The organism is Halomonas campaniensis (genome assembly GCF_002211105.1).
In the GTDB taxonomy this organism is placed as follows: Bacteria; Pseudomonadota; Gammaproteobacteria; order Pseudomonadales; family Halomonadaceae; genus Vreelandella; species Vreelandella campaniensis_A.
On record NZ_JPUA01000026.1, the window covers coordinates 212794 to 226338 of the forward strand.

The 13545-nt window shown below is 54.2% G+C and carries 13 protein-coding genes; 8 read left to right on the plus strand and 5 right to left on the minus strand.

The genetic code is table 11. From position 1 onward, the window contains the following. The 3 genes from JI62_RS09800 (at position 1) to JI62_RS09810 (ending at position 3401) form a co-directional block, all read left to right on the plus strand. On the plus strand, positions 1-576 hold the full coding sequence (locus JI62_RS09800; RefSeq protein ID WP_088699983.1) for a CvpA family protein: 576 nt from the start codon (positions 1-3) through the stop codon (positions 574-576). Between the two features lie 80 nt (positions 577-656). After that, on the plus strand, positions 657-2177 hold the full coding sequence (gene purF, locus JI62_RS09805; protein WP_088699984.1) for an amidophosphoribosyltransferase: 1521 nt from the start codon (positions 657-659) through the stop codon (positions 2175-2177). A gap of 12 nt (positions 2178-2189) precedes the next feature. After that, a complete protein-coding gene (locus JI62_RS09810; RefSeq protein ID WP_088699985.1) occupies positions 2190-3401 on the plus strand; it encodes an O-succinylhomoserine sulfhydrylase in 1212 nt (403 codons plus the stop codon). A 113-nt stretch (positions 3402-3514) separates the two neighbouring features. Here JI62_RS09810 and JI62_RS09815 read toward each other — a convergent pair whose 3' ends face one another. Further along, on the minus strand, positions 3515-3793 hold the full coding sequence (locus tag JI62_RS09815) for a hypothetical protein (RefSeq protein WP_088699986.1): 279 nt from the start codon (positions 3791-3793) through the stop codon (positions 3515-3517). 353 nt (positions 3794-4146) lie between these two features. Here JI62_RS09815 and JI62_RS09820 point away from each other — a divergent pair, with 353 nt between their 5' ends. From JI62_RS09820 to JI62_RS09830, 3 genes are all read left to right on the plus strand, one after another. Beyond that, complete coding sequence (locus tag JI62_RS09820; RefSeq protein ID WP_088699987.1) at positions 4147-4710, plus strand: cytochrome b; 564 nt, start codon at positions 4147-4149, stop codon at positions 4708-4710. A gap of 83 nt (positions 4711-4793) precedes the next feature. Continuing rightward, positions 4794-5378 carry a YceI family protein gene (locus tag JI62_RS09825; protein WP_088699988.1) on the plus strand — a complete coding sequence of 195 codons (585 nt, stop codon included), beginning with the start codon at positions 4794-4796 and terminating at the stop codon, positions 5376-5378. Between the two features lie 87 nt (positions 5379-5465). Then, positions 5466-6806 (plus strand): MATE family efflux transporter, encoded by a 1341-nt coding sequence (locus JI62_RS09830; RefSeq protein WP_430750720.1) that lies wholly within the window; start codon positions 5466-5468, stop codon positions 6804-6806. Here JI62_RS09830 and JI62_RS09835 read toward each other — a convergent pair. The 4 genes from JI62_RS09835 to JI62_RS09850 form a co-directional block, all read right to left on the minus strand. After that, a complete protein-coding gene (locus JI62_RS09835; protein WP_088699990.1) occupies positions 6803-8287 on the minus strand; it encodes a uracil permease in 1485 nt (494 codons plus the stop codon). The genes JI62_RS09830 and JI62_RS09835 overlap by 4 nt on opposite strands. 169 nt (positions 8288-8456) lie before the next feature. Then, complete coding sequence (locus JI62_RS09840) at positions 8457-9647, minus strand: aromatic amino acid transaminase (RefSeq protein WP_088699991.1); 1191 nt, start codon at positions 9645-9647, stop codon at positions 8457-8459. Continuing rightward, positions 9648-9986: a 4a-hydroxytetrahydrobiopterin dehydratase gene (locus tag JI62_RS09845; protein WP_088699992.1), complete on the minus strand. Its 339-nt coding sequence runs from the start codon at positions 9984-9986 to the stop codon at positions 9648-9650. A gap of 30 nt (positions 9987-10016) precedes the next feature. Further along, the gene (locus JI62_RS09850) at positions 10017-10919 is read right to left on the minus strand and encodes a GGDEF domain-containing protein (protein WP_088699993.1); all 903 of its coding nucleotides are present in this window, start codon (positions 10917-10919) and stop codon (positions 10017-10019) included. 245 nt (positions 10920-11164) lie between these two features. Between JI62_RS09850 and cobA the strand changes: the two genes are divergently transcribed. Both cobA and JI62_RS09860 read left to right on the plus strand, forming a co-directional pair. Then, positions 11165-11986, plus strand: coding sequence for a uroporphyrinogen-III C-methyltransferase (gene cobA / locus JI62_RS09855; protein WP_240513203.1), 822 nt, complete (start codon positions 11165-11167; stop codon positions 11984-11986). 188 nt (positions 11987-12174) lie between these two features. Beyond that, positions 12175-13395 (plus strand): kinesin, encoded by a 1221-nt coding sequence (locus tag JI62_RS09860; RefSeq protein ID WP_088699994.1) that lies wholly within the window; start codon positions 12175-12177, stop codon positions 13393-13395. Positions 13396-13545: the final 150 nt, after the last annotated feature.

A 13545-nucleotide genomic window follows, 5' to 3' on the forward strand; every position in this document is an offset into this window, starting at 1 on the left:
ATGGCGTTAACATGGATTGATGCGGTTTTCTTGGCCGTGCTGGCGCTATCAATGTTAGCCGGATTCGTCCGAGGATTTGTTCGCGAAGCCTTGGGTTTGGCCGCCTGGGTCGTTGCCTTAATGGTTGCCCGAGTACTTGCCGAACCGGTGGCTGAGCTGATGAGCGGGTTTATCGATAGCTTTGATGCTCGCCTAGTCCTCGCTTTTATACTGGTCATCTTTGCCGTGATTTTGCTTTGCGGCATCGTGATCCGCTTGGTGCATGCGGCGATTGAGTGGGTGGGCATGGGGCTATTGAACCGCGTGGCCGGGGCCGCTTTTGGCGTTGCCCGCGGGGCGGTTATTTTGTTAATCGCCACTGTGCTGATTACCCTCACGCCGCTGGCAGACTTACAGGCGTGGCAACAGGCCGAGCTGCGTCCCACCTTTATTCAACTGCGCGATTGGGCGGTGAGTCAGTTAGATCAGTGGGATCGCGAGCTGCCTGAAACGCCATCGTCGCTGCGCGATATTTCTCTGCCAGAACTGCGCATGCCCGGTTCGGCGGAGCGAGAAGTTATCCCGACAGGTGATTGACCTGTTAGTGAAGTTGATTCTATGAACGTTCGGGCTTGATTAGATATTGGCAAGCCATGGCATTAAGCGAGGTAACGTGAATGTGCGGTATAGTGGGCCTTCTGGGCAAGCAGGCGGTAAATCAGGGAATCTACGATGCCCTGACCGTACTTCAGCATCGTGGCCAGGACGCTGCCGGCATGATGACATGGAGCGAGGGACGCTTCCTACTGCGCAAGAGTAACGGCTTGGTACGTGATGTATTTCACACCCGCCATATGGCCCGCCTAAAAGGTAATCTAGGCATTGGTCACGTGCGTTACCCGACGGCAGGCTCTTCCAGTGAAGCCGAGTCACAGCCGTTCTATGTTAACTCTCCTTACGGTATTGCGCTGGCGCATAACGGCAACCTGACCAACTCAGAGCAGTTGAAGCAGGAGCTGTTCTCTACCGATCTGCGTCATATCAATACAAGCTCCGATTCGGAAGTGCTGCTCAACGTCTTTGCTCACGAGCTGGGCAAGCAAGGTTTGCACCTGGAAGCGGAAGATATCTTTGACGCCGTGCGCCGCGTTCACCGCCGCTGCAAGGGTGGTTATGCCGCTGTCGCGATTATTAATGGCTTCGGTATGGTGGCCTTCCGCGACCCCTTCGGTATTCGCCCCGTGGTGTTTGGTACCCGCGAAGAGGAGAACGGGCAGGCGGTGATGATCGCCTCCGAGTCCGTTGCCTTGGACGTGGGAGGTTTTGAGCTTGAGCGCGACCTTTCACCTGGCGAAGCCATCTTTGTCGATATTGAAGGCAATATTCATACTCAGGTATGTGCTGATCGCCCTGAGCTGCGTTCGTGCATTTTTGAGCACGTTTACCTGGCTCGCCCTGATTCCTTGCTTGACGGTGCTTACGTTTACGGCACCCGGATGCAGATGGGCCGCAAACTAGGCGACCGCATTCTTAACGAGTGGCCGGATCACGACATCGACGTGGTCATCCCGATCCCTGATACGTCACGCACCTCCGCCCTTGAAATGGCGCAGCACTTGGGTGTGACCTACCGCGAAGGGTTCATGAAGAACCGCTATATTGGGCGTACCTTTATTATGCCGGGGCAAACCCAGCGTAAAAAGTCGGTACGCCAAAAGCTCAATGCCATTGATGTTGAGTTTAAGGGCAAGAACGTCCTGCTAGTGGACGACTCCATTGTACGCGGCACCACCTGTAAGCAGATTATTCAAATGGCCCGTGATGCCGGTGCACGCAAGGTCTATTTTGCCTCGGCGGCGCCCCCGGTTCGCTTCCCGAATGTGTATGGCATTGATATGCCGGCGGCGTCTGAACTGATAGCTCATGGCCGTAGCGAAGAGGAAGTGGGGGATTTGATTGGAGCAGACCGCATCTTCTATCAAAATCTGGACGATCTAAAAGCGGCTTGCCGCGAAGTCAATCCCGAGATGGAAGAGTTTGATTGCTCGGTGTTTGACGGCAACTACGTGACCGGCGATATCGACGACGCCTACCTGGCCGCCTTGGAAGCTAGCCGCAATGACTCTGCCAAGGATCAAAGCGCCGGTGACCACGCCCTGGTTGATATGCACAATCAGGACGACGACCTGGACGATTAGGAGAGCAGCCATATGCATGATGACAATCACCAGGAAGACAATCACCAGGATGAGTGGTCACTTGAGACGCTGGCGATCCGTGCGGGCCATCAGCGCACCTTCGAGCAGGAGCATTCGGAGCCTATATTTCCGACTTCAAGCTTTGTTTACGCAAGCGCTGCAGAAGCGGCGCGTAAATTTGGTGGGCAGGAGCCGGGCAACGTTTACTCCCGCTTTACCAATCCGACTGTACATACCTTTGAGCGACGCTTAGCGGCCCTTGAGGGCGGCGAGCGCTGTGTCGCCACCAGTTCGGGTATGTCCGCGATTCTTTCCACCGCGCTGGCGCTACTTTCAGCGGGGGACGAGATAGTGGCTTCCCGGTCGCTGTTTGGGTCTACGGTTAGCCTGTTCGATAAGTACTTAGGCAAGCTGGGTATTACCACGCGCTATGTGGAGCTTTCCAGCGTTTCAGCCTGGGAGGCGGCGATCGGCCCTAAAACGCGGCTACTGTTTGCCGAAACGCCCTCAAATCCACTATCAGAAATTGCTGATATTCCGGCCCTGGCAGCGCTGGCAAAGCGTCACAACGCGCTACTGGCGATAGATAACTGCTTTCTTACCCCGGCACTTCAGCAGCCCCTGGCGTTGGGCGCTGATTTGGTCATTCACTCGGCAACCAAGTATCTGGATGGCCAAGGCCGCGCAGTGGGGGGGGCCGTGGTAAGCAGCCATGCGCTGCTTGAAGAGGTGTTCGGCGTGGTGCGCACCTGCGGGCCTTGCCTGAGTCCTTTCAACGCGTGGATTTTTACCAAGGGCCTGGAAACCCTCTCGCTGCGTATGAATGCTCACTGTGAGAACGCCTTGACCCTAGCGCGCTGGTTGGATGCTCACCCGGCGGTGACGCAAGTGTTTTATAGTGGCCTGGAAGATCACCCCCAGCACGCCCTGGCCAAACGGCAGCAAAAGGGATTTGGCGCCGTATTGGGCTTTGAAGTGAAGGGGGGGCAGGCGGGGGCATGGCAGGTGATTGACGCAACCCGTATGCTCTCTATCACGGGTAACCTGGGTGATGTTAAAACCACCATTACCCATCCAGCGACGACAACCCATGGCCGTTTATCCGATTCGCAGAAGGAGGCGGCAGGTATTACGCCAGGCCTTATTCGCGTGGCGGTAGGCCTGGAGAGCCAGCGGGATATCCAGCGCGACCTTGCCCACGGATTGGACGTTCTGGCTGACTAACGGTGATTAGGCAAGTCGACACGGTAACGAAAAACCCACCTTTGAAGGTGGGTTTTTTCGCGCCTTTGAAACCTAATGGGTCATATGCTGTGTCAGCAAAGAACCATTACTTTTTAAGAAGCGTTGCGGTGAGGCAGATCTGACAGCGCAATCTGGTCTTCACTGCTGGAAGAGTGATTGATGTGAGAGCTCGGGGCAACAACGGTGTTGCTCTTTGCATCTCCGTTGACCAAGGGCAAATCAGCTGGTGTCAGGTACGCGTTTTCAGTGCTTGGATTCGCTGAAGAGCTAGGGTGAACAATCTGGTTAAGCTCGCCAGATCCCTGTTCGGCTAGAACAGCAGTAGAAGTCAAAGCCATGACAATCGCGGTGATAAGGGTGATTTTTTTCATGATTGGCGCTCTCTAATAGAAAATGTGTGTGCAGCTTTTGAGACCGCTGCACAATGTCTCTGAGGACATGTGCTAATAATAAGCGTGCTAATAAGATTATAAAATTGATTAAATTTGCTCAATATATTCGATTTTATAGAATATATTGTCGTTTACCTGTTCTGAAAGGCACTGTGTAAAAATCGTTAGCTGGGTATTCAATGGTTTTTACGAATGAAATATTCTGCTTTTTTCAGAGGTTATCAGTAGCTTCTAGCGGTAAGGTTCTCGGCGTGGGCCAATAGCGCAATCCACGCTCAGATTAGGGCGTTGGCGAAGCAGACGTCGCCATAGATAAAACGAGGAATAGCACAATGTGGCGGAACAGTCGCAGCGGATGGGGATTGATCAGTATTCTATTTCACTGGCTAAGCGCGCTAACTATTATCGGGCTGTTTGCGTTGGGGTGGTGGATGACCGACCTTGGCTATTATGACCCTTGGTATAATCAGGGGCCTTGGGTGCACCGCTCTATTGGCATCTTGCTTCTGTTTGCTACGCTAGCGCGTTTGGTATGGCGCTTCGTCCAGCCGACACCCCGTGCAGAGGGTAGCCGTTTAGAAACCATTGCGGCTCATCTCGGTCATATTGCTCTTTATGTGCTTGTATTAGGGGTCATGGTGAGCGGCTACTTGATCTCTACCGCCGATGGTCGTGGTATCAGTGTATTTGGTTGGTTTGAAGTGCCCGCTCTGCTATATGACCTGCCTAATCAGGCAAGTCTGGCAGGTGATATTCATTGGTACAGCGCTTTGGCGCTAATGATTCTTGCCGGTGGTCATGCGCTCGCCGCGCTCAAGCACCACTGGTTAGATAAGCACGCAACGCTGGTGCGTATGCTTAATCCAGCCTATAGCACGCGCAATGATTCAAAGTAGTAAGGTAGATTCGTTTTGCCGTCGCGAAGGTGATGTCTGCCTTTCACGGTGTTTATTAAGTAACCCCCAAGGAGTTGTTGATTATGCTAAAGAAGACTGCATTTGCCTCTGCGATTGCCGCCGCAGCGTTGGTTCCATTGAGCCAAGCACAGGCAGCTGATTACCAAATTGATACCGAAGGCCAGCACGCCTTTGTTCAGTTTAAAATTTCTCACCTGGGCTTCTCTTACATTCTGGGTAGCTTCGAAGAGTTCGATGGTCAGTTTGCTTACGATCCAGAAGATTTGGATGCTTCTTCTGCCGAAATCGAAGTGCAGGTTAATAGTCTGACCAGCAATCACGCTGAGCGCGATCGTCACATCTTAAGCGATGATTTTCTCAATGCTAGCGAGTTTCCGACGGCCACCTTTACATCAACTGGCTTTGAATCAACCGGCGATAATGAAGGTGTGCTGACAGGTGACCTAACCCTGCATGGCGAAACCCAGGAAATTGAAATGCCGGTGACGCTGATGGGTGAGGGCGATGACCCTTGGGGCAACTACCGCGCTGGCTTTGAAGGCACCACCACGCTGACCCTGGGTGATTACGGCATCGACATGAGCGATTTCCCTGAATCCATGCATGAGCTTGAGCTATACGTGACGTTTGAAGGCATTCGTCAGTAAAGCGTCGGTTTAATTAAACGCCACCACCCTGTTAGGGGTGGTGGCGTTTTTTGCGTTTAAGGTGAAAATAGGAGAGTTGACTTGGCAATGGTGATGCAGCAACGCGAGTTGGCAATAACCCTATGGCGTCAAACCTGGCCAATGGCCATCGGGGTGTTGGCGCTATTGGGTTTTCAGCTTGTTGATAGCGCCTTTATTGCCCGTTTGGGCACCGCACAGCTGGCGGCGCAGTCGTTCACCTTTCCGCTGTCATTTTTGATTATCGGCATTCAAGTGGGTATGGGTATCGCTATTGCGGCACTTATTTCCCGGGCGCTAGGCGCAGGGGAAGGTGAGCGGGCGAGGCGCTTAAGCAGTTTGGTGTTAATGGCGGGCGGTGGCGTGATCGGTCTATTGTCGATCGCCTTATGGCTATTTCATGTGCCCATTTTTCGCCTGTTGGGTGCGGACGCAGCCACGCTCTCGTATATCTACATTTACTGGGGGCCTCAGCTGTTATCTGCTTGGCTGGGGGCGCTGCTCTATTTTAGCTATAGCGTCTTTCGCGCCCACGGCGATACCCGTTTGCCGGGCAAAATGATGGTGCTGAGTAGCCTCGTTAACCTTGCGCTCGACCCTTTGCTCATCTTTGGGGTCGGCGATTGGGAGGGCTGGGGATTGCCCGGCGCTGCCTGGGCAACCGCCATCGCTTTTACAGTGGGGCTGATGGTGACAACGCGTAAATTGCTCAAGCGTCAGTGGGCATCGCAGAAGGGGTTGTGGCTAGAGGCGAAACAGTCGTGGCGCCCTTTTACAGGCATCGCCGCCCCAGCGATGGTCAGCCAACTGATGCCGCCTTTGGCGGCGATGCTGGCAATCTCAGTGGTGGCGGGGCTGGGTGAAAGTGAGGTGGCGGCCTGGGGCTTGGCGAGCCGTTTGGAAACGCTTTCGCTGATGGTCATACTGGCTATGACCATGTCGCTGCCGCCGTGGTTAGGACGCTGCTATGGCGCCGGTGATTGGGGGCAGATTCAGCAGCTTATGCGCTTGGCGGTCAAGGTCGCGCTGGTCTGGCAGCTAAGCCTGGGGGTATTGCTGGCCCTTGGGGCACCCTGGCTTTCCATGGCCTTAGCGGGTAATCCTGAGGTGCAGAGTGAGTTGACGTTGCTGATTCGCTTTCTGCTGCCCAGCTATGCTGCGCTGGGCGTCTGTATGCTCGTGGTTTCGGCAGGGAACGCCCTAGGTTGGCCGCTGCGAGCGATGCTGTTATCCAGTGCACGGCTGTTTATTTGCTATTTGCCCTGTTTATGGCTGGGCTCGCAGTTGTTCGGCTGGTGGGGTCTTGCGGGAGGCGCCGCGGTGGGTAACCTGCTGGCGGGCTTGATGGCGTGGCAGGTCATGCGGCGTATTCTCTCCCGCCCGCATCGGCAGGCGGGATTCGTTAATTAACGCAGGCGCCCAGCTTCCTGAAAGGAGAAGTAGATAAACAGCAGCGCCATGCCTAAGTAGCCCATCACGAACTCTGGGGCAGCATTGAATGACAGCTCCGGGGCATGCATTAGCCCGACGAAGGAGAAGCCCGCGGCAATGGCGGCGAAGGCGGCCGCGCGTCGGAACTGGTGATCAATTACCGACACCGTCATAGCGCCCAAAAGAATGGCCATAAACATCGCTCCCTGGCCCATCACCACAATGGCGCTGGAAATATCGGTGACGACCTCGCCCGCCCCACGGTTAAAGCGGGTCATCACATAGTTGGCGAAGTAGGGCAGCATGGCCAGCGCCACGGCAGGGTAGTAGCGTGTGTCGTTGGCTTGAAACGCGGTGGCAATCATCGACATGCCGACAAACACCAAAATCGGAGCGACCACTGAAACGGGGATGATGGCGGCCAGGGCGGCGATTAAACCGAACATGGTGGCCAGCGCGTAGACAGCGCCGTTGAGCAGGCTGTAGCCGCGGCCAGCACCCATCCATTTGGCCCCCACGGTGGCAATATAGACCGGGGTAGGAAACACGCCGCCAAACAGGGCGCCAATCATGGTGCCGGCGCCATCAACCGCTTGGCACTCGCGCACATCGTACTTATCGCCTGCCGCCTCCATCGCCTCGACGTTGTTCATCGTCTCAATGGCGTTATAGAGCGTGATCGGCAGAACGACGGTCAAGACTGCGAGCATGCTGGTGAACAGTAAACCCAGCCCTTCAAACCAGGCTAGATTGGGAAGCAGCGGGTAAAAGCCTAGGTGGGTAAAGGCATCGCTAAAGCGTTCGGTACCGGCATCGCCAATCAAATAGGCCATGGCGGTACCAATGATGATGGCAAAGAGCGAAGTGGGCAGTTTAAACGGCATGCTCACTCTGGCAACCAGACCAACAATAATGATCGCTAGCACCAGTAGGCCAATAATCGGCATTTCCAGTGTTTTGAATAGCATTTCACCGGCGATAAAGGTCAGGGCGACACCGGCAACGGCACCCAGCATGGCGGCGCGCGGCAGGTGATACTGCACCCAGCGGCCAATCACGCTGATGGCGGCTTCGATGGCGCCGCTGATAAAGCAGGCGGCGACGGCTACTTTCCAGGCCATTTCGGCATCACCGGTGAGCTGTTTGGCGGGGAGCAGTACGCCGAATAGAAACACAAACATCACCGGGGGTGAGATGCCGTAAGAGAGCGCCGTTACATCGGCACGATTCTCCTTGCGGGCCAGTCTTGCCGCGCTCCACGCATAGTAGAAATTACCCACCATTACCGCTACCGCAGCACCTGGCAGCACCTGCCCATAGACAATGGAGGAGGGGAATCCCATGCCCAACATGGTGATGGCAATAATGACAAAGTTGGCAATGTTGTTTTGGAACAGGGCGAAGAACGCGTCAGTATCTTCTTTTTTATACCAAGGGTAGTGGGTGCTGGCAGCCGCCATGATAGGCCTCTTGATTATGGTGTGTTGTATACAAGGCAACGCTGAGTGTGCCGAAGAGTTGACTGATCGGTCAAGCGCCCGGTACGCAAAAACGTTCAGCATACAAAAACGCCCAGGAATACCTGGGCGTTTGTAGTGCGGTAGTACTTGTTAAGTACTGGGATGCTACCTAGTCGTTGACAGCGGCGATCGCTTTGGCCAAGTAGGGCAGGTTCTCCTGGGAGAAGCCTGCTACGTTGGCGCGGCCTGAGCGCACCATGTAGATGCCAAACTCATCGCGTAGACGATCCACCTGTTCAGGCGTTAAGCCGGTGTAGGAGAACATGCCCCGCTGCTCTGCCACGCAGGCGTATTTTTCATCCAGCCCGTAAGGCTTCAGGGCTTCTACGAAGTCGCGACGCAGGGTGTTAATACGGTCGCGCATTTCGGTGAGCTCTTCGCGCCATAGCGCAGTCAGCTCTGGGTCATGAAGAATCTCGCTGACGATAGCGCCACCGTGAGCAGGCGGATTTGAGTAGTTTTCCCGGGCCACGATCGCGGCCTGTGAGCGAATGTTGTCCATCTGCTCGCTGTCTTTTGCCACCATGATCAAACAACCGGTACGCTCGCAATAAATACCGAAGTTCTTCGAGCAAGAGCTGGTGATGATCGCTTCGTCGAGGTTTTCTGCCAGCAGGCGAACGCCGTAAGCGTCCTCGTCCAGCCCTTCGCCAAAGCCCTGATAGGCAAAGTCGATCAACGGCAGCAGCTTACGTTCACGGACGATCTCTAGCACTTCCTGCCACTGGGCGTGGGAAAGATCAAACCCGGTCGGGTTGTGGCAGCAGGCGTGGAGTACCACCACATCGCCTTCTGGAATGCTTTTCAGCGCTGTGCGCATACCGTCAAAGTCGAGACGGTTGTCGGGGTCTACATAGGGGTATTTATGCAGTGCAATACCCGCCGCGGTAAAAATACCGTGGTGGTTGGGCCAGGTTGGGTCGCTTACCCAGATACCTTTGCCCGGCAGCTGTGAAGCGATGAAGTCAGCTGCTAAACGCAGGGCGCCGGTGCCGCCAGGCGACTGGGTAGCGCTGGCACGGTTGGCTTTCAGTACCGGTGACTCAGCGCCAAACACCATGGGAAGGACTACTTCCCCATAGCTGGGGGCACCGTGAGAACCGATATAGGTTTTCGTCGTTTCATTCTTGAGCAGGCGAGCTTCTGCTTCCTTAACGGCGCGCATTACCGGCGTATTGCCTTGGGTATCGCGGTAAACACCAACACCTAGATCCACTTTTTGCGGATTGGTATCTTTTTTGAAAGCTTCGATCAGCCCGAGAATGGCGTCTCCTGGGACTCGCTCAATATGCTCAAACATTTATTCGGCTACCTCGTCGGTTCTGGCGGCAAGAATGAAGTCATTAAGATGCAGGCCTTTAATAGCATGAGACCACCACGTGACGGTGGCTTTGCCCCACTCAGTCACGATAACGGGGTGATGGCCAGCCTGCTCGGCAATCTCGCCAACGCTTTGGGTAAACGCCAACGCGCTGGCAAAGTCACGGAATTTAAAACTTCGTGACAGCTTCATGATGCCATCGTGCTCGACAATCTGCCACTGGCTGAGGCTTTTTAGCCGCTCTTGGGCTTCATCTTTGCTTAGCGGCTGAGCATCTTTGCTACACGGCTCACAAATGGCGTCGGCTAGCCTTGTCATTGTTTGGCTCCTGCAATGGGGGATTTCCTATCAGCGTATATGGCAAACGCAGTCGCGACCAACGTCTTTGGCGCTATACAGCGCCTGGTCGGCCCGCTCGATCAGGCTCGTTAGGGGTTCGCCGCAGCGATATTCGGCCACTCCAATACTTAGCGTCACCTGGCCTGGCCCCATGCCGAAGTCGTGCACACTGATGGCCTGGCGCAAGCGGTCGGCAAGTGCATGGCATTGCTGCAGCGGCGTGAGCGGCAGCACTACCATGAACTCTTCTCCTCCCAGCCGAGCCACCATATCTTCACAGCGCAGTAGCGACTGGGTGTGGGTCGCTAACTGTTTAAGCACGTCATCCCCATGTAGGTGGCCCCAGCGGTCGTTAAGACGTTTAAAGTGATCAATATCGATCATCATGATGGAGAGCGGTGTACCGTGGCGGGTACTAAGCGAAGCAACATGGGTCAAGTGCATCATCAGTTTGCGCCGATTGGGCAGTTGCGTCAGGGGGTCGGTATCGCATAACTTGCGAAGCCGCTGCTCTTCGCCGACTTGGTCGCTGATGTCCATCATTATGCCGTTCCACTGCACGCCATCGTCAACGGGCGTGGGTTTGGCGCTTACCGCAATCCAGTGAGGTTTTTCTTTTGGAAACGGAAGCCGAAAGCGTGTGGTGAGAGGCAGCATCCAGCGCGCTGAGCGCTCTATCGCGGACATTATTTTGGGGTGGTCGTTGCCGGTCAGTTGCTCAACCAGCTGGCCCGCATTTTCGGCAAGCAGCTCCCGGTCAATATGTTTGAGAGCCACGCCACCGCCCTCTAAATAGGGAAACCGCATATGACCATTGCGCGCACGGTGAAACTGAAAGATAACGCCGGGTATGTGGGGTACAAGGTGGTCTGCACTGACTTGCTCGGGTGCGTCTATATCATTCACGGGCATGCGTGAATCTCCAAACATGTGCCAATTTAAATTCGATCGTGAAGATTAGCCCTAAATACGTAATCAGGATGTAAGCCATTGCAGACAAAATGAGCATTATCTATATTTTTTTAGAATATAGATATTCTTTTTTTATATACATTCGATTGTCTTCTAAGCAATAGACAAGGCGTTATTGGTATTTAGTGGTAAAATTAATTACTTTTTTGCATATTAAAAATCTTTTTTATTCCTGAGGTGAATTCTTGGAAGCAGGACGAGAGCAAACGTCTCAGCCATACGGCTTGGTAAGTCTAGTGGGCGCGGGCCCTGGCGATCCGGAGTTGTTAACGCTAAAAGCGTATAAACGCCTTCAGTCCGCTGAAGTGGTGCTTTACGACCGCTTGGTTAGCGATGAAATTATCGCCTTTATACCCAGCGAGGCGCAGCGATTTTATGTGGGTAAGGCACGCTCGCTGCACAGCGTCCCCCAAGAGGGCATTAATCAAGCGCTTGTGAAGTGGGCCCAGCAGGGTAAGCGCGTCGTGCGCTTGAAAGGCGGTGATCCGTTCATTTTTGGCCGTGGTGGAGAAGAGCTTGAGGCGTTGGTGGCGGCGCAAGTGAGCGTGGAAGTGATTCCAGGGGTGACAGCAGCCTCAGGTTGCGCCGCGTATGCAGGGATTCCCTTAACGCATCGCGATCACGCCCAGTCGGTGCGTTTTGTCACCGGGCATTTACAGCAAGGGGAGTGTGAGCTTGACTGGGATGCGCTAGCGCGGCCTGGGCAAACCTTAGTGTTTTATATGGGGCTAGGCAGCGTTAGGGTAATCAGCCAAGCGCTGATTGAGCACGGTTTGGCGCCCGAAACACCGTTGGCGCTCATCGAGCAGGGAACCACCCGCCAACAGCTTACCCACGTTGGTACGTTATTGGCGCTACCTGATGCTTTCTTGGCGGGTCATATTAAACCGCCTACGCTAATGATAGTGGGCAGCGTGGTATCCCTGCATACCACACTGGCTTGGTTTGATGCGCATAATGGAGAAGCTTCAGGCTTCCATGAGGGAAAGCATCCACCTTCAGGCTAAGCGGTGGGTATGTCTGTTCGAGTGGTAACACTTCTGAAACATTTGTACACGATTTTGCAAACAGACTGGCTAGATGCAGAGAGCTGTGTATGCTGAAGGGAGAGATCATCCACGGTTAGCGCATTATTTACGTACTTGATTATCGTTAGCTTGGACAAACGTTAGCCTAGACCATAGAGGAACGCATAATGTCGGAAGCAAACCACTCGGATCACCAGTCACCAGCCCACAAGCCAGAGCCGGCTAAAAAGTCGGATATGAAAACCTTATTTCAGGATAACCGGGTAAAAGCCATTGCCGGTATCGCCGCCATTGCGGTTATTTGGGCGATTATGGCCCAGTCCAATGCAGGCTCCCGCCAGGATCGCGTTGATAGTCTTGAAGAGCAGCTCGCCAGCGCTGAGCAAGAGAACAGCCAAATGAGCCAGCGTATTAACGAAATCGAGGAAGCTGAAAGCAATTTAGCTGCCCTTCAGGAGGAGATGGCATCCCTGGAAGCGCAGCAGCAAGAAGCGAGTTCGTCGCTTGAAAGTGCTCAAGGTAACGTCAGTGATGTAGAGTCGCGTTTAGAAGAGCTTGAGTCTGAGCGAGCTGCGCTGGAAGAAGAAGTTGCCTCGCTTAATGACCAAGTAGAGAGCGCTGAGAGCGAAATGACCGCGTTGCGCGAAGAGCGTGACGAAATAACCAGTACTCGGGATGAGGCGGAGAGCGCCCTCCAGCAAGTAGAGGAGGCGCGTTCTAGCGCTGAAGAAGCTCGCCAGGAAGCTGAGGCTGCCCGTCAGGAAGCTGAGCAGCAGCGCCAAGACGCGGTTGAAGAGCTGGGTGCTACTCAAGAAGAGTTATCTTCGCTTGAAGAACAGATTAGCCAAGCCAACGAACAGCTAAGCAGCTTGGAAGAAGAAATTTCGGCTGCTCAAAGCGAGCTTGATGAGCTAAAAAATGAGCGTGATTCACTCACTAGCGAGCGCGATGAGCTGCAAAATGATGTTGATTCGCTAACGGCGCTACGCGAAGAGGAAGAGCAGAGTCTGAGTCAGGTGCGCGGTGAGCTGGATGACGTAATGGTCGCTCTGGATATGGGGCGCGAAGAAGTGGCCAGCGTCGAGAGTGATATCGAGCAGCGTGAAAATCAACTGGAGCGTTTGGAGAGCCAGTTAAGCGAATGGCGCGATGAACTGTCGACTCTCGATAGCCGTTTGGCCGATGCGGAACAGTCCGCAAGTGAGGCTACCTCATCCGCACAGGGCAGTTCTTCACAGAACGGCGGTTCTGAAAACTCTTCAACAACAGAGGAGAGTTCAACAGAGAAGAGTTCGTCAGATCAAGACGCTTCAAATGAGAGCTCTTCAAATGAGAGCGCCAATGATAGCGATGGTGGTAGTGAAGAGTCTCAGCAAAACGCTGGATAATAAGAGGCTAGAAAGTAGGGCGGTTAGGGGCCTTTCGCGCCAGTAACCTAAGGGCGGATGTCGGAGAACCGGCATCCGCCCTCTTGTTGTAGGTTTATGATTGGGACTGTGAAGCGTATCATTCACTCAACGTTAATTTCAGAAAGTAAA

What these genes read in the sequence shown, in the direction of transcription:
- JI62_RS09810 (WP_088699985.1), top strand. Translation starts at nt 2,190, where the DNA reads ATGCATGATGACAATCACCAGGAAGACAATCACCAGGATGAGTGGTCA.
- JI62_RS09840 (WP_088699991.1), bottom strand. Translation starts at nt 9,647, where the DNA reads ATGTTTGAGCATATTGAGCGAGTCCCAGGAGACGCCATTCTCGGGCTG.
- JI62_RS09815 (WP_088699986.1), bottom strand. Translation starts at nt 3,793, where the DNA reads ATGAAAAAAATCACCCTTATCACCGCGATTGTCATGGCTTTGACTTCT.
- JI62_RS09825 (WP_088699988.1), top strand. Translation starts at nt 4,794, where the DNA reads ATGCTAAAGAAGACTGCATTTGCCTCTGCGATTGCCGCCGCAGCGTTG.
- JI62_RS09850 (WP_088699993.1), bottom strand. Translation starts at nt 10,919, where the DNA reads ATGCCCGTGAATGATATAGACGCACCCGAGCAAGTCAGTGCAGACCAC.
- purF (WP_088699984.1), top strand. Translation starts at nt 657, where the DNA reads ATGTGCGGTATAGTGGGCCTTCTGGGCAAGCAGGCGGTAAATCAGGGA.
- JI62_RS09820 (WP_088699987.1), top strand. Translation starts at nt 4,147, where the DNA reads ATGTGGCGGAACAGTCGCAGCGGATGGGGATTGATCAGTATTCTATTT.
- JI62_RS09835 (WP_088699990.1), bottom strand. Translation starts at nt 8,287, where the DNA reads ATGGCGGCTGCCAGCACCCACTACCCTTGGTATAAAAAAGAAGATACT.
- JI62_RS09845 (WP_088699992.1), bottom strand. Translation starts at nt 9,986, where the DNA reads ATGACAAGGCTAGCCGACGCCATTTGTGAGCCGTGTAGCAAAGATGCT.
- JI62_RS09860 (WP_088699994.1), top strand. Translation starts at nt 12,175, where the DNA reads ATGTCGGAAGCAAACCACTCGGATCACCAGTCACCAGCCCACAAGCCA.
- JI62_RS09830 (WP_430750720.1), top strand. Translation starts at nt 5,466, where the DNA reads ATGGTGATGCAGCAACGCGAGTTGGCAATAACCCTATGGCGTCAAACC.
- JI62_RS09800 (WP_088699983.1), top strand. Translation starts at nt 1, where the DNA reads ATGGCGTTAACATGGATTGATGCGGTTTTCTTGGCCGTGCTGGCGCTA.